This window comes from Gilvibacter sp. SZ-19 (assembly GCF_002163875.1).
GTDB lineage: Bacteria > Bacteroidota > Bacteroidia > Flavobacteriales > Flavobacteriaceae > Gilvibacter.
In genome coordinates, this window is record NZ_CP019333.1 from 2,917,141 (window position 1) to 2,936,532 (window position 19,392).

Sequence of the window (19,392 nt, forward strand, 5' to 3'; positions counted from 1 at the left end):
AATTTTTAGTAGGCCAAAAGTTTGTCGATGGCAGCAGTAAGTCGTTGTTGGGGTAAATAGTTCTTTTCCAATGCAGCAGCAAAGGGAATTGGCGTTTCCAAACTCCCCACGCGCATGATCGGTCCGTCCAGATGTTCAAAGCAATGTTCGGCGATCAAAGCAGCAATATCCGAAGCTATTCCACCAAACATAGAGTCTTCTTGCAATAAGAGCACTTTTCCTGTACGTTTAACGGAGTCGTAGATAGCTGCTACATCCAAAGGTTGTAAAGTACGTAGATCTATAAGGTCTACAGACACTTCCGGACGTTTTTTGATCTCGTCCAAAGCCCAATGAACTCCCGCCCCATAGGTAATTATACTAATATCTGTTCCCGAATTTAGCCGTGCAGCCTTACCGAGTGGTAAAGTGTAATAGTTAACAGGCACTTCTTGTCTTATGCTGCGATACAATGCCTTGTGCTCAAAGAAAAGCACCGGGTTCGGGTCTTCTATAGCTGTGGCTAATAAGCCTTTGGCATCTGCTGGAAAGGCTGGGTAAACCACTTTTAGACCAGGTGTATGTGTAAACCAAGCTTCATTGGTCTGAGAATGAAAAGGTCCTGCACCAACTCCAGCTCCACAAGGCATACGCACTACCACGTCTGCGGCTTGGCCCCAACGGTAATGCGATTTAGCCAAATAATTTACTATCGGATTGAATCCCGAGGTTACGAAGTCAGCGAATTGCATTTCCATGACCGACTTATAACCACTTATGGAGAGACCCATACTTGCAGAAACTATAGCCGATTCGCAAATAGGAGTATTTCTTACACGAGCTTTACCAAACTGTTCTATAAAGCCTTCGGTGATCTTAAAAACACCACCGTATTCTGCAACATCTTGCCCCATGATAACCAGATTATCATGGCGCTCCATACTTTGCTTTAAACCTTCAGAGATCGCGTCTACAAAGCGAAGTTCTTGTGTAGTTTCTGATTGTTCTACTTCCTGATATACAAAGTTTTGATAAACGTCATCTAACTCTTCACTTTCACTGGATTCTATTGGATTCTCCGCAAAGGCAAGCTCCAGATTGTCGTTTATCTCATGTACTATGGCAGATTTGTATTCCACCTCCATAGCCTCGGTTAGGATTCCTTCTTGTCTTAAATAGGCTGCAAAGTTTTCTACCGGATCTTTGGCTGCCCACTGGTCCATAAGGTCCTGCGGAACATATTTGGTACCACTGGCCTCTTCATGGCCTCGCATTCTAAAGGTCTTGAATTCTACCAAGACCGGCCGCGGATTAACGCGCATATCATCGGTAATTGCCTTTAATTGGCTGTAAACCTCTACGATATTGTTTCCTTCTATAATATGAGACTCCATACCATAGCCCTTACCTCTATCGGCCAAATGTTCGCAATTATACTGCTCTGATGTAGGAGTCGAGAGTCCATAGCCGTTGTTCTCTATACAGAACAGCACGGGTAAACTCCACACAGAGGCTACGTTCAATGCTTCGTGTATATCTCCTTCGCTAGTCCCCCCTTCGCCGGTGAACACAGCGCAGATCTGATTATTCTTCTTTAGGAGGTTCGCCAGCGATATGCCATCAGCAACACCAAATTGTGGTCCTAAATGGGAGATCATCCCTACGATCTTGTACTCTTGTGTTCCAAAGTGAAAACTGCGATCTCGGCCTTTGGTAAATCCATTGGCTTTACCCTGCCATTGAGAGAAAAGTCGATTTAAAGGGATTTCTCTAGTGGTAAAAACACCCAAGTTGCGGTGCATAGGCAGAATGTACTCCTCTTTATCTAAAACAGAGGCTACACCAACCGAAATGGCCTCTTGTCCAATGCCACTGAACCACTTGGATATCTTGCCTTGACGCAACAAAATGAGCATCTTCTCTTCGATCATTCTAGGTTTGAGCATGCGCTGATAAAGCGTCAAAAGTGTGTCATTAGATAAAGCTGCCGTAGAATAATCGAATGGAATGGAATGCTCAGCCGTTGATTTCATAGGAAATTTCTTCTGGTCAAATGTAGAAAAATTAAGTCGATGCTGCACGAGTACGGGTATTTATTTTACTTGTGAAATTACAGCCGACAGATGCAGAAGACTTTAGAGCCGAACCCGCATTATTTGTAGGATGAGTGGGATTTTTGGTATATTTGCAATTACATTAAACCCACCGACATGAACAATATTCCAAGCGTTGATCTCGCCGATTTTTTGTCCGATGATCCTGTACGTAAACAGCGATTCGTAGATCAGATCGGGACTGCCTATGAGGAGATCGGTTTCGTTTCCTTGAAGAATCACTTTTTAAAAGACGAATTGGTCGAAAAACTGTACGAGCAAGTAAAGGCCTTTTTCGCCCTTCCTCTGGAAACCAAGCAACAATATGAAATTGAAGGGCTTGGCGGACAGCGTGGCTATATTTCCTTTGGAAAAGAACACGCCAAAGGCAGAAAAAAAGGAGACTTAAAAGAGTTTTGGCACTTCGGACAAGAACCAGACGAAGATGCCAACCTCATAGAGGAATATCCTGAGAACGTGCAGGTAAATGAATTGCCTGAGTTCAACCCAACTGGGATGGAAGCCTACCGCATGCTTGAAAAAACAGGGATCTATGTACTTAGAGCCTTAGCCTTGTACATCGGTGTGGACGAACACTATTTTGATCATTGGGCGAGCAATGGGAACAGTATTCTCAGACCAATACATTATCCTCCTATCACAGAAGAACCCGATGGTGCTGTACGTGCCGGAGCTCATGGTGATATCAACTTGATCACCTTATTAATGGGAGCTTCCACAGGAGGTTTACAAGTACTGCGCAAAGACGGAGAATGGATAGATGCCATCCCAAATGAAGACGAACTGGTGATCAATGTTGGAGATATGCTAGAAAGACATACCAACAACAAACTGCGATCTACCATCCACCGTGTGGTGAATCCCCCTAAAGAACAATGGGACCAACCGCGATATTCTATTCCGTTCTTTATGCACCCCAGAAGTGATATGCGTTTGGACTGTATGCCAGAATGTGTAGATGCAGATCATCCTAAAGCCTTTGACGATATTACCGCCGGTGAGTTCTTGCACGAACGCTTGGTCGATATCGGTTTAATTAAGAAATAAATGGATCTTCAGGACCAATTAAAGAATCTCTTTCCGGATCATGTGCCGGAGCCGGAGTCTTCACCAAAAAGTGCCTCCAAGCCCGATTTTTGGATACAAGACGAACCGCTTTTGTGTAAGTATGAGAAGCGCCGAGGCAAGCCCACTACTATCATTGCGGGTTATAACGGAGCTGCCTCAGACTTCAAGGAATTAGCCAAGCAGATCAAACAATTGCTTAGCGTTGGTGGCGGTATTAAAGACGAACAGATCATTATCCAAGGAGACTATCGGGACAAGATCATGGAATTCTTAAGGGCGCAAGGATTTCAGGTAAAACGCGTAGGCGGTTAATACTACAGATTTATGAATATACCGGAATCCGAATTGGTATTAAACCCAGATGGAAGCGTTTATCACTTACATCTCAAGCCAGAGGACATTGCCAACACCGTAATTACCGTGGGCGATCCGGCTCGAGTGGCTAAAGTATCGGCTCATTTTGACAGTATTCGCTTTAAAACCACCAAGAGGGAATTTGTAACCCATACCGGAACATATAAAGGAAAAGAGATCACCGTGATCTCTACGGGAATTGGCACAGACAATATTGATATTGTACTGACAGAATTAGATGCCTTGGTTAATATTGACCTGCATACTCGTACCCCTAAAACCACACATACGAGCCTCGATATTATCCGCATAGGCACTTGTGGTGGCTTACAAGAAGATGTACCTTTGGATTCTTTGGTGGTAAGTGCCCATGCCATTGGCTTTGACAACTTTGTGTATTTCTACGAGCACAATGGGCGTTTCAACACCTCTTTAAGCAAGACCTTTATGAAGGCTTCTAAATGGGCTTCTCCCCTTTCTGATCCTTATGCAGTAAGTGCCAATAGCACTTTGTTAGAAAAATTCACCAAAGTCGGTTTTTTACCTGGAATTACGGTAACCAATGTTGGTTTTTACGGACCTCAAGGACGTAGCTTACGTATACCTCTAGCCCAGCCGGAACTCAATACTGCCATGAAAAATTTTAGTTTTCAAGGCAACAGAATTTTAAACCTGGAGATGGAAACTGCAGGAATCTACGCCATGGCAGATCTCTTGGGACACAACGCACTTTCATTGAATGTCATTCTTGCCAATAGAGAATTAGGAACTTTCAGTAAGGATCCAGGAGCTGCTGTCGACGGATTGATAACCACTGCTTTAAACGAATTAGTGAAATGACGAATTTAATGATCGGAGGAGTGCCGGAACACTTTAACCTCCCATGGTATCTCACTTTGCGTGAAAAAGCCTACCATCCAAAAGGAATCAACCTGCGTTGGCAAGATTTTCCAGGAGGCACTGGCGCCATGTGTAAAGCCCTTCGCGACGGTAGTATTGATATGGCTGTTATACTTACCGAAGGTATTATTGCCGATATCGTTAAAGGGAATCCGTCTAAAATTGTACAGATCTTCGTCTCATCTCCTTTGCGGTGGGGAATCCATGTTGCTGCGGATTCGGACTATAAGGAGATCGATGACCTCAAAGGCACCAAAGCAGCTATAAGTCGCTACGGGTCAGGATCTCATCTGATGGCTTATGTACACGCACAACAAGCAGGTTGGGATTTGGAAAAGGACTTGGATTTCGAACTAGTTAAAAACCTGAGTGGAGCTTTAGAAAAGCTACCTCAAGGCATAGGCGACTATTTCATGTGGGAAAAGTTTACCACCAAACCTTATGTAGACGATGGTACTTTTCGATTGGTAGGAGAATGCCCTACACCTTGGCCCTGTTTTGTGATCGCAGTACGTGAGGAATTGCTGGAGAATCAACCGGAAATGGTGACAGATATTTTAGAGATCATCAACCGAACCACCTTTGAATTCAAGCAAATTCCTGCCATTGACAGAATGCTGGCCAACAGATACGACCAGAAACTGGAGGATATTCAACTTTGGCTTTCTCAAACCCAGTGGAGCCAGCAAAACTTGAGTGCTGAGCAATTAATTGCCGTGCAAGAGCAACTGCTCCATTTGGATCTAATTGAAAAATCTTTGGATCCCTCTAAAATTCTTTTCGATTTAAACTACACATTTACAGTAGATTAAACTCCTTTTTTGCTGTAGTTAAATTTTTTTTGATCTTTTTTTAAGATTCTGCGCAACCCTTTTTTAGTTCCTGCATCTAATTAGGGACTAATTAACAATTAAGCATGACTTACTTCTTTATCATATTAGGCGGATTGCTTCTCACAAACTTCCTCCTGTTGCAGTTCTCTTGCAACGATTGCAGCGAAGTAGAAGTTCCAGAAGAAGAATAGACATCTTCTAAACTTACCATTGAATTGGAGCCGATCCCCGGGCCTCCAAATAGTCATTTGTTTTACTGAAATGTTTGTTTCCAAACCAATAACCGCGATTTGCACTCAGAGGCGAAGGGTGTCCGGTATCTAATACCAAATGTTTTTCTCGGTCGATCTTCTTGCCCTTCTTTTTGGCGTAGCCACCCCAGAGTAAGAAAACCAATCCTTCCCTATCCCGATTCAGCGCTGCTATGGCGGCATCGGTAAATGTTTCCCATCCTTTATTCTGATGCGAGCCGGCTTGGTGGGCTCTCACGGTCAAAGTGGCATTTAGAAGCAAGACTCCCTGCTCGGCCCAATGTTTTAAGCTCCCTTGCTGCGGAGGGCTGACATTCAGATCGTCTTGCAATTCTTTGTAAATATTGACCAATGAAGGAGGCAACGCAACTCCGGGAGGAACTGAAAAGCACAAACCCTCTGCCTGCCCAGGACCGTGATAGGGGTCTTGCCCTATTACAACAACTTTTACCTTATCAAAAGGCGTAGCATTAAAGGCGTTAAAGATCAACTTTCCGGGTGGATAACAGCTGTAGTTCTGGTATTCGGATCGAACAAAAGCTGTCAAAGACTTGAAATATTCTTTTTCAAACTCGGGTGCGAGCACCCCTTGCCAACTCGGTTCGATTTTTACCTGCATAATCCGTATTTTTGTAGCCTTTAAAAACACGAATTTACAACTTAATATCAAGGTGGTTTCTATACCTAAAAAGACCTTAGAAGATCTGGAGTTTCCGCAATTGCTAATGCAAATTGCAGAAGGCTGCATTACTGCACCCGGTAAAGCAGCTGCGACTCAATTACAGCCTTATAAGGGCAAGACAGCCGCTTTGATCGCTTTAGAACAGACCCGTGAATTCCTCGCCTCTTTGAGCGGAGACAACCGAATTCCCAACCACGGTTTTGACGTGATCGACAAAGAACTCCACCTGTTGGATATTGAGAACAGTCAGATCGAACTAGAGGGTTTTAGAAAGATAGCCGCTCAAATTGCCACTATAGACAGCCTACAACGATTCTTTGATAAGAATAAGGAGTTTTATGTGCAGCTCAACGATCAGGCTAGTGATATTGTTCTATGTGTCCATCTAAAGGCTGCGATAGATCAGGTGGTAGACAGACACGGTCTTATCAAGGACGATGCCTCCGAGCAACTCTTTGAGGTTCGCAAACGCCTGAAGCACGTTCGCGGGCAGATCAGCAGTTCGTTCAACAGAGCCCTTACCGCGGCTATTAAAAGTGATTATCTGGACGAGATTCGAGAAAGTGTGGTAGAAGGTAAGCGTGTTTTGGCTGTTAAGGCTATGCACCGCCGCAAGGTAAAGGGCGTAGTGGTTGGCAGTTCAAAAACCGGTAGTATCGTTTACATGGAGCCCAGAGCTACCTTGGAATACGAGAATGAACTGAGCAATTTGCTCTACGAAGAAGCAGAAGCAATTAAAAAGATCCTAAAGGAACTTACGGACTTGCACCGACCTTCATTAGAGGATCTTCGCAATGGACAAGCTTATTTGACCCAAATAGATGTGCTCTATGCCAAAGCTAAATACGCTCTGGCTATCAATGCGTGTATGCCGCGAATTGCAGATGACAAACAATTGATATTAAAGGATGCCTATCATCCGCTCTTGTTGGTCAGCAATGCCAAACGCAAAGAAAAAACGATTCCGCAGACCCTAAAGTTAACTCAAGACCAAAGGATCATTGTGATCTCTGGGCCAAACGCGGGAGGTAAAAGTATTACCTTAAAAACAGTGGGCTTACTACAGCTCATGTTGCAATCTGGGATCTTGGTGCCGGTAGATCCTAGCAGTAGCTTCGGATGGTTCGATCGCGTATTGAGTGACATTGGCGACAATCAGTCCATAGACAACCACTTAAGTACCTATAGCTATCGTCTTAAGCAGATGAACTACTTTTTAAAAAAGTGCAATGCCAAGACCTTGTTTTTAATAGACGAATTCGGTACAGGAAGTGACCCTGAGCTCGGTGGTGCTCTGGCAGAGACCTTTTTAGAAGAGTTTTACGAGCGCGAAGCCTTTGGTATAATCACTACGCATTACACCAACCTTAAACTCCTGGCCAGCGAATTACCCCATGCGCTAAATGCCAACATGCAGTTCGACCCTAAATCCTTAGAGCCGCTCTTTACCCTCTTCACTGGGGAGGCAGGAAGTTCTTATACCTTCGAGGTGGCGCAAAAGAACGGTATTCCCTATGGCCTTATCAATAGGGCAAAAAAGAAGATCGCTGCCGGAAAGGTTCGTTTTGACAAAACCATTGCCAATTTGCAGAAGGAACGCTCTGTAATTAGAAAAACCACGGCCAGTTTAAAATCCGAAGCAGAAAAGGCTAAAGAAGAAACCCGCCAATTAGAAGAAGCCCAACAAAAGGTACAGCAAAAGCTGGAACGCTATCAGGAGCTTTTTGACAGCCAGCAGCGCATGATTCAACTCGGTAAGAAAATAGACAGTATAGCTGCATCTTACGCCAACCATAAGCGCAAGCGCCAGCTTATAGACGAAGTGATGAAGTTGGTCGCCGTAGAAAACGCCAAGCGCAAACCCCTTAAGAAAACCAAAGCTCCCGCACAGAAAAAAGAAGAAAAGGCTAAAAAACATCAGCTTAAAGAAGAGGTAGAAAAGGAAATGGCGGTGATACGCAAGCGTAAAAAGCAAGAGAAAGCGCAGCAAAAGAAACAAGAAGCCGCCAAACCAAAAGTATTGCCAAAGGTTGGAGATAGGGTCCGAATGATAGACGGAAAAGCCATAGGAACCCTAGATGCCATAGAAAAGGACACCGCTGTAGTGAATTACGGTATCTTTACGACTAAAGTAGCAGTGACGCAATTAGAAAAGGTATGAGCAATATAGCCGCACATAAGATCATTCTCTTTGATGGGGTTTGCAACCTCTGTAATGGCGCTGTGACCTTTGTTATAAAACGCGACCCGAAAGATCATTTTCGCTTTGCTGCCTTGCAAAGTGACATTGGACAGGCCTTGGTGGCAGAGTACGGCATTGATACATCAAAGTTGGATTCTATTATCTTGATAGAGAACAACAGGGTTTATAGTAAATCTACAGCTGCTTTGCGCATTGCCAAATACATGAGTGGTGCTTATCCCCTGCTCTACGGATTTATGATCATTCCGAACTTTATTCGCAATTGGGTCTACGACTTTGTGGCACGTAACCGTTATAAGTGGTACGGCAAAAAAGACGCTTGCATGATCCCAACTCCAGAATTGAAGGCTAAATTTCTTTGATCCCTCATTAAGAAGCGAGACAGCCTTATTCAAAAGCCTTGTTCAATCATTATGCCTTTTTACGGCAATACTATCGGGCTAGTTTTGGTACGAACTAAAACGTATAGCCATGACAAGAATAGTACAATTACTCCTAGTATTTATTGCCTTTAGCGGATGGGCAACAGAGAAGAATCCGGTAGATACCAAGATCGAATCCGTTACTGTATATCGAGAAGGTGCTACAGTCACCAGAAGTGGTAATATCTTCCTTAAGAAGGGTGAAAACAGCTTATTGCTAAAGAATCTCGCCCCAGACATCGATGAAAATAGTATACAGATCTCTGGACTTAACAATGCCAGCGTTCGATCTATACTTTATCGCATTGACTATTTGGAAAAGAAAGAGCCCTCCGCAGCATACAACAGCTTAAAATTAAAGCAAGAACAAGTAGACAAAGCCATAAAACGCATAAACAACACCGTGGCTGGCTTTAAAGAAGAGCTCAAGATCTTGGGAAAGAACCAAGTCATACATGGAGATCAGAGCAATATCTCTATAGAACGAGTCAAAGAAATGACGCAGTATTATAGAGACCGCACTACAGCGATCAAAAATGAACTGCTTAATTTAGAATTCGAGATCGATAGTTTAAAGCTGATCAAAGTGGATCTGTATAAGGAGATGACCGCTTTGCAAACAGAAAAGAACGAAAAACGCGGCGTAATAGAATTTATCATAGATGCTCCTAACGCTGCGCCTATTGACCTTAGTGTGAGTTATACGGTAGCTACTGCAGGTTGGTACCCAACCTATGATATTAGAGCCACCAGCACGACCGCTCCTGTTAATATATTATATAAAGCCAATGTTTATCAGCAAACGGGTACCGACTGGAACAATGTAAGTTTAATACTTTCCACTGGAGACCCTACAACCAACAATACCAAACCGGTTTTGTCACCCAAGTATTTGAATTTTGGCAGTAGCCTCAGCAGTTCGCTACCAACACAAAGCAGCGCCCTTAAGTATAACCCTACCATTCGCAAAGTAAGCGGAACTGTGGTAGATGATTCAGGACTTCCGCTTCCTGGTGTTACCGTAATAGAGCAAAATACTGCTAATGGCACCCAAACCGATTTTGACGGCAACTACACCTTAAATATTCAAGGTGGGCGCAATCTGGTGTTCTCTTATTTGGGCTTTAAACCTGTTGTGACTCCCATACACGCTACTCGCATGGACCTTAAATTGCAAGAAGACCCGAATGTACTTGACGAAGTTGTCGTGGTGGCGCAAGGTATTCGCAGAGAGGCCAAAGCCCTCGGTTACGCCTCTGCATCATTTTATGATGGAAACATTCGAATTGGCAATGATGATGTTGCTCGTGTACTTTCGGGCAAAGCATCAGGGGTGAGTATCAGTTCACAAAGCGGTTCTAGCGGCAGCGCGACCAATATTGTCATTCGCGGATACAACAGCATATCTGGTAGCAATCAGGCCTTATTTGTGGTTGACGGGATCCCTTATAGTTCGGACGAGATGAACCTTAATGGAAGCTTAGGCTCGTCTAGTTTTATGGATCTGAATCCGGATGATATTGCCAGTGTCAATGTCTTAAAAGGCTTGAGCGCAACAACCCTATATGGAACTGCAGGCAGAAACGGGGTTATCGTTATTACTACCAAATCTGGTGAAGGCTTAACGGGCGTAGGCAATGCGAAATTTGCGGGACTAACCACCATGCGCTTTGAGATCCCAAAGACGCACAATATAGCTTCGGATGCCAAGATCACAGCCATAGATTTGGATAAGTTTGAGTTGGCTGCGGATTTTAGCTACTATGCTGCCCCGGCCCTAAATGAGAACGTTTTTCTAACAGCCAAGATAAAGGACTGGGAGGCCTATGACCTCTTACAAGGAGAAGCCAATATCTATTTTGATGGCAACTTTGCTGGCAAGACCCTTATTAATCCGAACGTGGCGAGTAAGGGTATACAGGTATCGCTTGGGCCAGATACTTCCATAGTGATCGCTAGAAAGGAAAAACAGAATTTTAAAAGCAAGAGCTTTTTAGGCAGCAACCGCGTTTTAGACCGGGCCTATGAGATCATTGTAAAGAACAACAAAACCATAGCCGTAGATTTGATCATAGAAGATCGGATCCCTATCTCTCAGAATAAAGAGATCAAGGTAGAAGACTTAGAATTCGGCAATGGCCAATACAATGAACAGACAGGAATCATTCGCTGGGAAGTGCAATTAGCTCCTCAAGGAACCGGACAGAAGAACTTCAGTTTTACTGTTAAACATCCGAAGCAACAAAGGATCAACCTATAAAAAAAGGCCCGCTAAGGGCCTTTTCTATTTTAAGTTCTGTAAGATGAAATCGATCTTAGTGTTGGTATTGTCGTTTTTTTCAAAGGCGTGATTCTCGTACTTCGGAGCTAAAGCTATCCCGTCTTTTAACCAAATATCTATGAGTGGCTTGTGTTCTAAAGTAACCTTTCCGGTGAGCAAAGTGTTCATATCTTCGCCGCGATGGTAAAAATCGTAGACTTTTTTAAGGCCAGTCAAATACAGATAGTCCTTGGTGTAACCTCCACCGCGATGCACGCGCAAAGCAATTGAAAAAGCTTCGTCTTTATTGAGTTTATACTGGGCATGCAACAGATCAAAAGTGTCGCAAAAATTATAACCCTTGAGCAAACTGTCTACAGCCAGCACACGATACGCCAATTCTTTAAGGCGATACAAAGTGAGACAATCGCTCATATACTCGCTCATTACCGCAAGGCCTTCTTGAGTCTCTACATTGTTCGGAAAACCATTAAAGAACAACTGTACCGGTTGTCGCATACCGTTAAAGGTGGTCACCATATGCACCCCTATCTCGTGATTGGCCAATACCTTCAGTTGATTGGCACTAAAGCGATGATTCTTCTTTAACACCAAGGTCTGGGTATTGTTCAAAACCATAGCTGCAGCACTTAGTTTAGTACTCAGTTTGATCTTGAACTTAAAGTCGTAACGCTTGGTAAATTCTTTAAAATAGGCCTCCGCTTCTTCTACCCCATAAACCGGAAACATCTCATTGTTGTAGGGTTCGTCTTCAAAGTGCAAGATAAATCGGGCGTTCTCTACATCGCGCTGGGTTGGAGTTCCAAAACTTCTAAGGGAATTGTAGTAGAACTTCTTGCCCTGACCAATGGTCTCTATACACTTTATCAGTGCAGCGTATTCATCTATAACCTCTTTGTAAAACCCATAGCTTGCCTCATCTTCTATCTCATCTATTTTAAGCGAGTAGAGTTCTCGCTGCAACAAATGCGGATCAAAATCGATCTTACGATACCTGAAGTTCGGTTCTGTACTAAAGCGATGTGCAAAGAATTGCCTTTTTTGATCTTCAATGTTTATTGGGTTGACATAGTTTAACAGCTCTATCTTTCGCACCAAGTGATGCAATTGCTGATCTATCTCAAATAACTTCGGATGGGTGTCTTTTAGGGAATCAATCATAAATTAACGCGAAAATTCATTGTAAAAGGCCGTAGCATGGGCCTTTACGCGGTCTCTCATCTGCTCTTCGATCGCGTGTACTACCTCCGGGAAAATGATCTGTTTAAGCTCATCGCAATAGATCTTCTTGTATTCCGTAGCCAGTACCAGAGTATTGTCAAAATTTTGGGTGATGTATTTTAAGAAATAGCCATTGCCAAAAAAGGTATCGTTGATCTTACTAGTGGTCACTGCTACTCCTGGTAGGTCCAGTTCTGCTAAACTGGCTCGCCATGACTCCACATGAGCTCCAAAACGATCGTTGTCGATATTCTTGGTCCCTAGGTTGATCACAGGTACCTCTCTATCCCAGCGCTTCCAATTGTAGGAATGCATATCATAAACAACAACGCTTTTATGCTTTTTCTCCAGCTGCTGGATAAGTGCATGAACTACTTGGTAAAAACTATTGTGCTTGTCTAAACTTCGTTGCTTCATCACAGGAGCCAAAGGCTGTCGCCAGAGCTGTTTCCCCCAGGCATCATCGTAAATGGCCACCTCAGGTGCCCTGTTTAAGTCATATTCAAAGCGCGAATCGCAACCGGCTATGATGATCGGATGACTAATCACCATGTTCTTGGTCTCCGGATCTTCTTCGAACCAACGCTCGTATTCTGTGTGTAAACAGTGTTCCCAAAGTTCGTCGCGAAATTGGTGCCCGTCATGTACGGCTCCGCAGACATAAGGAACGTAATCGTCTATCTTAAGGGTAAAGGAATAATCTTCTGCAACCGCATGAAATGGGCGCTCCGCCTTAATGTTGGCAATGATCTGTGCTACTGAAAGTCTTTCCATTAGGCCTCGTCAACGTGTTTACGCAACTTGGTGCGGCGTTCAAATGCTTTTACGCGCTCTAAGACTTTATCTTCTACAAAGTCAATGACTTTTTCTTGTAAACGTGTCTTGTAAACTTTGTTGATATAGGTGATCCCACCAGGAGACATCACATTGACCTCTACCAATTTACCATTGATCACGTCTATACCGACAAAGTACAAGCCGTCTTTGACCAATTTCGGGCCAATTCTACGGCAGAGTTCCTTCTCTTGTTTGGTCAAAGTGTGTTTTTGGACAGAGCCACCGGCACTGACATTCGAGCGGTGATCTTCTTCTCCAGGTACGCGCTTCATAGCGCCAATAGGACGTCCGTTAAGCAGTAGAATACGCACATCGCCCTGATCTGCTCCTTCAATATAATCTTGAAGGATCACATAATTGGTAGTCCCATCGTTGTTGTCTATATAGAAATCTAAAAGTGAATTGATACTCAGCATAGCGCGTTTCTCAATAAGGATCACTCCGGAGCCACCAAAACCATTTAACGGTTTAAGGATCATCTTATCTGGCCCTTCTTTAATGATCTTTTTGAGATATTCTTTGTTCTTGGTCACATGCGTACGCGGAATGATCTCGTTGTTCTCATCTTCAAATACCGCCGTATACAGTTTGTTGTTTGCTCTGCGGATTCCATCGAGATCGTTCATAATGAAAACGTCATCCTTTACAGAATCCAAGAAATTCAACATGATCATGTCTAAAGGTGGATTAGACCGCAGTATGATCACATCAAAACCAGCCAGGGGCAGCATCTCTTCGTAGAGCTCTGTCTTGGCGTGGAAAGACTTTAAATTCTTGGACACCTTATCTGGACGTTTTATACAGCGGCAAAAAGCATAAGCAACACTGTCGCGTATGGTTAGATTGGCCGGCGTAGTTATTGCCGTACCGTGGCCTCTGCGAACAAACTCGTGAATAAGGGAAAGGGTTGTATCGTTTTCTGGGTCCATTTCTTCCCAGGGATACATGATAAAACAAACATTCATAATGGCTGGCGATTGAAGTTTATCGAACTTTTCTGCAATTTACACCGTAATGATATAAAAATTAAATTAGCGACCTATGAATTTTTACTGGCAATCGTACTTTTACAAAAAACATACTTTATGGATACTGAAAAGATTATAGAACAGATTAGTGAATTAGCCACCCAGTACGGCATAAAAGTAATTGGTGCTATTGTCATATGGATCGTCGGATCCTGGATCATTAAACGTGTACTGAAATTAGTGCGCAAGGCTATGAGTAAATCCAATTACGAAGAAAGCCTGCAGCGCTTTTTAGCGAACTTATTGGGTTGGGTACTTAAACTACTTCTGATCTTAGCCATTTTGGCCAACCTCGGTATAGAAACCACTTCTTTTGCAGCCGTCTTGGCAGCTGCAGGTTTGGCCGTAGGTATGGCTTTGCAAGGTTCTTTAGGTAATTTTGCTGGAGGAGTAATGATCTTGATCTTCAAGCCATTCAAGATAGGCGATGTGATCGAGGCCCAGGGAGAATTGGGAACTGTAAAGGAAATCGATATTTTCACCACTAAGGTCCTTAAGCCCACCAACAGATTGGCCATTATTCCTAACGGAGCGCTATCTAACGGTAATATTATCAATTATACTGCGGAGGGTACCTTGCAAATTCGACACACTATTGGTGTTTCTTACGACTCAGATATTAAACAGACCAAGGATCTATTGCTCAAAGTAATGCAAGAGACCGACTTGGTTCTAAAAGACCCTGCTCCTTCTGTCACTTTAGGTGCACTAGCCGATAGTTCAGTGAACTTCAACGCTTGGTGTTGGTGTGATACCGCAGATTATTGGACAGTTTATTTCAGTGTTTTAGAGCGCATTAAAATTGCCCTAGATGAGGCTGGAATAGAAATTCCATACCCACATCAAGTGGAAATCCAAAAGCAGGGTTAACAACTGTAACTACAAAGATAAAAGGGCCTTTACGGCCCTTTTTTAGTTACATCTTACCACTATATTGTCTACTAGGATATATTCCGAGCCTGCCCAGTTCTGAGCTCTTATTCGAATCACAAGATCTGTACCTGTTAGCCCTGTTAAGATTGTTGAGAAATTTACCAAGCTGCCATCGCTAGCAAAAGTCTCGTCGAACACAAAGGTGTGGTTTGGTGTCCCAACTAGAGAAAAGCTAGGTACTTCTACAAAGGCGCCTCCGTCTATGGAATATTCGATATCCAGGTAGTCGGAATTATCGAATCCGCAGTTATAATCGCCACTATGCGCAGTGGTATCGTATTCAAAATCTCCTCTACCGCTAACATCAAACCCAATTACAATATCAGTGTAACCAGTTATGTCTATAGTGGTGGTTTCGAATTGAAAGACGCCATTGGTATCGCGCATCTCTAAGGCGCCACCGGTGACTAGGCCGTAATCGCTTGCATCCGCCAATGTGCCAGGTAAAGCGGGAGTTGTAGATCCAAAACTGTCAAAACTGGTTAAGGTCCATTTGGTCACACTTGCCGGATAATCACCATTGGCCGAAGATGCACCGGTAACTCCGGAATTTTCAGCATAAGAATTAAAATCCTCTTCGTACAATATATCTGAACAACTGGCCACAGTTTGACAGCTAATACTGCGCCACAGGTGTTGCACGCCATCATAGATGTCCCAGCAGTGCTTGCCCGTTATCGGATCACTTACATAGACCATAAGGCCATCGTCTGACGCATCCGCAGTGCTTACTGGTATACTGGCTTGTTGCGCCTCTGTCACTACAGGCATTAAAAAACCTCCGTAGTTCAAGGTTTTTAAATTCTGAGATTCCAAATGTAAAACGGCCGCAGTGTTTGGAACCGTTGTTCCTATTGCTACTTGACCAAAGGCATTTAGTCCAAAGAGAAGCGATAAGGCTATTGCTAACTTGGAAATCATACTAATTGATGGTTTGGGAAGTATTGATACTTCCAAAAGTACTGCTAGCAGGTGAAGACCAGGTAAAATCGCTGTACTGACTTCCTGTACCCCTTAACTGCAAAGACTCGGTTGCAGCCGTTGAGTCGCTCTCTGCAACGCCGACATCAACTGAAGTCATTCCACTAGCGGCTCCATCTGTCGCCGTGAAAGAGCCTTCATAGCTCAAAAACTGAATCACCGTGCCAGAGGGGTTTACTAAGGCAAAGCCATCTGGCCCGTTTTGTAGTGTAGAAGTAAATGCAAGTGTTCCATAACCACTGCCCTGGTCGGGTATGGTTCCGCTAAGACTTATGGTTCCGTAGACAATACCTCCTGATCCGTTGTATAGCACTACAGACCAACCGCTTAGATCAAAACCAGCCTCCCCGGCGATTTCGACAGCTTCATTGGTGTCGGCGCCATTGTTGTCATAATGGAATTCATTGATCCAAGGATCTGCAACTATGATCGGCATGCAGTAAACATCATCCCAGACAGAATTCACACCATCCCAGATCTGGACACAGCGCGTACCGCCATCTATTAGATAAATCATTAAACCATCGTCTGCTGCGCCGGCAGCGATAGCTGCCCGCTGTGTAAGGTCTACGCGAGGAATAAGTAATCCTCCGTAATTGGTGCCGTCCGCACTGCTATTTATATCCAATACCGCGGCATCACTGGGGGAAGTCGTGTTTATTCCAACCTGGGCCGTGAGTAAGCTCCAGTTTGTGAGGATGAATAAACACAAAAGAGTCATCTTTTGCATTGTTAATCAAATCGGATACCCTGCAAAATAATAAAGTACTGACAACAATTAGGTTATCTGTGAATTAAGTTATCAAGAATTTATAAAAGTGTTGAAAGAAATCAGATTTTGACCTTATTTCACTTCTTCGTAATGGTCGTCCCAATCTTTGGGTTTAGGCTCACCCAGCTTTCCAACAGATTTAGCCACTAACATAGACACTGTGGCATCTCCAGTAACATTTACAACAGTTCTACACATGTCAAGTGGTCTGTCTACAGCAAAGATCAAAGCCAAAGCTATTGGCATCATTTCGGCTGGAAAACCAACGGCTTCTAAAACAATTACCAACATAACCATTCCGGCTCCAGGTACTGCTGCAGAACCAATAGAAGCCAAAAGCGCGGTTAAGACTATAGTCAATTGATTGCTGAAAATAAGTCCTTCTGGCCATAGCACTTGCATAATAAATACCGCTGCAACTGCCTGATACAAACTGGTTCCATCCATGTTTATAGTCGCTCCAACTGGTAAGACAAAACTAGAAACCTCTTTGTCTACGCCAATGTGCTCCTCTACCCTTTCCATAGTGACCGGAAGCGTTGCGGCACTAGAACTTGTAGAAAATGCCAACAACTGCGCAGGGCTTATCTGCTTTAAGAACCACAAGGGATTCTTTTTGGCAATGAAGGCTACCAGTAGCATATAAAAACAGATCATTAGTAGTAAGCCAGTCACAACAACTCCAGCATAGTACAGCAAGCGTTTTAGGATTTCTGGATCGTCTGCAGTTACAACTACCTGAGCTAAAAGCGCAAAAACGGCAACCGGAGCTGAAAGCATAATAAGGTCAACCATTTTTAAGACCACGTCGTTCAAAGAATCGAACAGGTCTTTTAAAGGTTTTGCAGCTTTCTCACCAATTAAGAGCATAGATATACCGAATAAAATGGTAAAAAAGATCACCTGCAACATGAGTCCGTTATCGCTAAAGGCCTTAAAAGCATTGTCTGGCACCATTTCTACCAAGAATTGTAAGGGGCCTCGGTCTTTGCCCGCTTCTTGGATCTTGGAGGTAACCCCTGAGTTTTCCGCATAGGTCTCCGAGAGTTTCGCTACTGTTTCTTCGGATATGCCATCGCCGGGTTGGGCTAGATTCACCAACACCAATCCTATAGATATGGCTATTACCGTGGTTAGGATGTAAGTTACTATGGTTCTCAAGCCGATATTTCTAAACTTGGAAATATCCTTTAGATCAGAGATTCCTTTGATCAGAGAAGCCAATATCAAAGGAATAGCGATAAGTTTTAACAGCTTTACAAAGATGGTTCCGAAGGGATTGATCCAATCTCCAACAAACTCCTTACCTCCGGTGACCCCGGTCATGATAAATCCGAAGATAATTCCTAGAAGCATCCCGATAAGGATCTTCCAATGTAAAGCCATTTTTTTCATCTGTAATAAAGGTTTGGCTTACAATTTAGCCAATTTATTTAATAAGTAAGCATCTGCTAAAACCAAGGCAGCCATAGCCTCAACGATGGGTACTGCTCTAGGTACAACACAAGGGTCGTGGCGGCCTTTGCCCTGCATTTCTACGAGATCGCCAGAGCTATTCAAAGCCTCTTGCTTTTGCATGATAGTAGCCACAGGTTTAAAGCCAACCTTAAAGTAAATGTCTTCTCCGTTGCTTATTCCTCCTTGAACGCCACCGCTGTGATTGGTCTTTGTAGAACCATCTGCATTAAAAAGATCATTGTGCTGACTCCCTTTTAATCGCGTGCCCGCAAAACCACTTCCGTATTCGAATCCTTTTACAGCATTGATAGAAAGCATTGCCTTTCCGAGCTCTGCGTGCAATTTGTCAAAAACAGGCTCACCCAAACCAACTGGAACACCTTGAATAACACAGCTTATACTTCCTCCAACAGTGTCTCCTTCTTTGCGAATTTCACGGATCAAGGCCTCCATCTGTGCTGCCATCTCAGGATCTGGACAACGCACAGGGTTGCTCTCTGTTAGGTTAAAGTCTAAGTCTTGATATGGTTTATTAAGGCTGAGCTCACCCACATCAGAAACATAAGCATGGATACTGATACCCGCTAACATTTGCTTGGCCAAAGCTCCGGCTACTACCCGACAGGCAGTCTCTCTTGCAGAAGATCTTCCTCCTCCGCGATAATCGCGTAAGCCGTATTTCTGCTGATAGGTATAATCTGCATGAGAGGGTCTGTAGGTGTCTTTGATATGACTGTAGTCTTTAGACTTCTGGTTGGTATTCTCAATGACAAACCCAATTGGAGTTCCCGTGGTCACACCCTCGAATATACCCGAAAGGAACTTGACCTGATCTGGTTCTTTGCGTTGGGTAACTATGGCGGATTGTCCAGGTTTTCTGCGGATCATTTCTGCCTGAATGGCATCGAAATCTACCTGTAAACCCGCAGGGCATCCGTCAATGATTCCCCCTAGAGCTAGTCCGTGAGACTCTCCAAATGTAGTAAGCTTAAATACGTTTCCGAATGTGTTTCCTGCCATGATTTGCTTTGAATTCCAAAGGTAACAGTTCACCTTGAATTTAAAAAGCCTCACT

At 43.6% G+C, this 19,392-nt stretch carries 17 protein-coding genes; 8 read left to right on the top strand and 9 right to left on the bottom strand.

Features of this window, described 5'->3' with window-relative positions; genetic code table 11:
• Nucleotides 1–5: 5 nt before the first annotated feature.
• The gene (locus BTO09_RS13560) at nucleotides 6–2,012 is read right to left on the bottom strand and encodes a thiamine pyrophosphate-dependent enzyme (protein ID WP_087525293.1); all 2,007 of its coding nucleotides are present in this window, start codon (nucleotides 2,010–2,012) and stop codon (nucleotides 6–8) included.
• 177 nt (nucleotides 2,013–2,189) lie between these two features.
• On the opposite strand from BTO09_RS13560, the gene BTO09_RS13565 reads away from it, so the two are divergent.
• Genes BTO09_RS13565 through BTO09_RS13580 form a run of 4 tightly spaced genes read left to right on the top strand, consistent with a single transcriptional unit; the run spans nucleotide 2,190 to nucleotide 5,227 of the window.
• Complete coding sequence (locus tag BTO09_RS13565; RefSeq protein ID WP_087525294.1) at nucleotides 2,190–3,140, top strand: isopenicillin N synthase family oxygenase; 951 nt, start codon at nucleotides 2,190–2,192, stop codon at nucleotides 3,138–3,140.
• Complete coding sequence (locus BTO09_RS13570) at nucleotides 3,141–3,473, top strand: translation initiation factor (RefSeq protein ID WP_087525295.1); 333 nt, start codon at nucleotides 3,141–3,143, stop codon at nucleotides 3,471–3,473.
• 12 nt (nucleotides 3,474–3,485) lie between these two features.
• Nucleotides 3,486–4,355 carry a nucleoside phosphorylase gene (locus BTO09_RS13575; protein WP_087525296.1) on the top strand — a complete coding sequence of 290 codons (870 nt, stop codon included), beginning with the start codon at nucleotides 3,486–3,488 and terminating at the stop codon, nucleotides 4,353–4,355.
• Nucleotides 4,352–5,227, top strand: a complete 876-nt coding sequence (locus BTO09_RS13580; protein ID WP_087525297.1) for a substrate-binding domain-containing protein — start codon at nucleotides 4,352–4,354, stop codon at nucleotides 5,225–5,227. Before BTO09_RS13575 ends, BTO09_RS13580 begins: the two co-directional genes overlap by 4 nt.
• A 225-nt stretch (nucleotides 5,228–5,452) precedes the next feature.
• Here the strand turns inward: BTO09_RS13580 and ung are convergent, their stop codons facing one another.
• The gene (ung, locus tag BTO09_RS13585; RefSeq protein WP_087525298.1) at nucleotides 5,453–6,118 is read right to left on the bottom strand and encodes a uracil-DNA glycosylase; all 666 of its coding nucleotides are present in this window, start codon (nucleotides 6,116–6,118) and stop codon (nucleotides 5,453–5,455) included.
• 52 nt (nucleotides 6,119–6,170) lie between these two features.
• Here ung and BTO09_RS13590 point away from each other — a divergent pair, with 52 nt between their 5' ends.
• The 3 genes from BTO09_RS13590 to BTO09_RS13600 all read left to right on the top strand — a co-directional run bounded on the left by BTO09_RS13590 (nucleotide 6,171) and on the right by BTO09_RS13600 (nucleotide 11,066).
• The gene (locus tag BTO09_RS13590) at nucleotides 6,171–8,342 is read left to right on the top strand and encodes a DNA mismatch repair protein MutS (RefSeq protein WP_087525299.1); all 2,172 of its coding nucleotides are present in this window, start codon (nucleotides 6,171–6,173) and stop codon (nucleotides 8,340–8,342) included.
• Entirely contained in the window at nucleotides 8,339–8,746 is a 408-nt protein-coding gene (locus tag BTO09_RS13595; protein ID WP_087525300.1) for a thiol-disulfide oxidoreductase DCC family protein, read from the top strand. The genes BTO09_RS13590 and BTO09_RS13595 overlap by 4 nt, the downstream gene beginning before the upstream one ends.
• Before the next feature lie 109 nt (nucleotides 8,747–8,855).
• Nucleotides 8,856–11,066: a DUF4139 domain-containing protein gene (locus BTO09_RS13600; RefSeq protein ID WP_087525301.1), complete on the top strand. Its 2,211-nt coding sequence runs from the start codon at nucleotides 8,856–8,858 to the stop codon at nucleotides 11,064–11,066.
• A 24-nt stretch (nucleotides 11,067–11,090) separates the two neighbouring features.
• On the opposite strand, the gene BTO09_RS13605 is transcribed toward BTO09_RS13600, so the two are convergent.
• Genes BTO09_RS13605 through gshB form a run of 3 tightly spaced genes read right to left on the bottom strand, consistent with a single transcriptional unit; the run spans nucleotide 11,091 to nucleotide 14,110 of the window.
• Complete coding sequence (locus tag BTO09_RS13605) at nucleotides 11,091–12,248, bottom strand: flavohemoglobin expression-modulating QEGLA motif protein (RefSeq protein ID WP_087525302.1); 1,158 nt, start codon at nucleotides 12,246–12,248, stop codon at nucleotides 11,091–11,093.
• Between the two features lie 3 nt (nucleotides 12,249–12,251).
• Nucleotides 12,252–13,082 carry an N-formylglutamate amidohydrolase gene (locus tag BTO09_RS13610; RefSeq protein WP_087525303.1) on the bottom strand — a complete coding sequence of 277 codons (831 nt, stop codon included), beginning with the start codon at nucleotides 13,080–13,082 and terminating at the stop codon, nucleotides 12,252–12,254.
• The gene (gshB, locus tag BTO09_RS13615) at nucleotides 13,082–14,110 is read right to left on the bottom strand and encodes a glutathione synthase (RefSeq protein ID WP_087525304.1); all 1,029 of its coding nucleotides are present in this window, start codon (nucleotides 14,108–14,110) and stop codon (nucleotides 13,082–13,084) included. The genes BTO09_RS13610 and gshB overlap by 1 nt, the downstream gene beginning before the upstream one ends.
• Nucleotides 14,111–14,230: 120 nt before the next feature.
• Here gshB and BTO09_RS13620 point away from each other — a divergent pair, with 120 nt between their 5' ends.
• The gene (locus tag BTO09_RS13620) at nucleotides 14,231–15,043 is read left to right on the top strand and encodes a mechanosensitive ion channel family protein (protein ID WP_087525305.1); all 813 of its coding nucleotides are present in this window, start codon (nucleotides 14,231–14,233) and stop codon (nucleotides 15,041–15,043) included.
• A 42-nt stretch (nucleotides 15,044–15,085) separates the two neighbouring features.
• On the opposite strand, the gene BTO09_RS13625 is transcribed toward BTO09_RS13620, so the two are convergent.
• From BTO09_RS13625 to aroC, 4 genes are all read right to left on the bottom strand, one after another.
• The gene (locus tag BTO09_RS13625; protein ID WP_087525306.1) at nucleotides 15,086–16,027 is read right to left on the bottom strand and encodes a hypothetical protein; all 942 of its coding nucleotides are present in this window, start codon (nucleotides 16,025–16,027) and stop codon (nucleotides 15,086–15,088) included.
• Between the two features lies 1 nt (nucleotide 16,028).
• Complete coding sequence (locus tag BTO09_RS13630) at nucleotides 16,029–16,799, bottom strand: hypothetical protein (RefSeq protein ID WP_157663523.1); 771 nt, start codon at nucleotides 16,797–16,799, stop codon at nucleotides 16,029–16,031.
• Nucleotides 16,800–16,931: 132 nt separating this feature from the next.
• On the bottom strand, nucleotides 16,932–18,254 hold the full coding sequence (locus BTO09_RS13635; protein WP_087525308.1) for a dicarboxylate/amino acid:cation symporter: 1,323 nt from the start codon (nucleotides 18,252–18,254) through the stop codon (nucleotides 16,932–16,934).
• 18 nt (nucleotides 18,255–18,272) lie between these two features.
• Nucleotides 18,273–19,337, bottom strand: coding sequence for a chorismate synthase (aroC, locus tag BTO09_RS13640; protein WP_087525309.1), 1,065 nt, complete (start codon nucleotides 19,335–19,337; stop codon nucleotides 18,273–18,275).
• Between the last annotated feature and the right edge of the window lie 55 nt (nucleotides 19,338–19,392).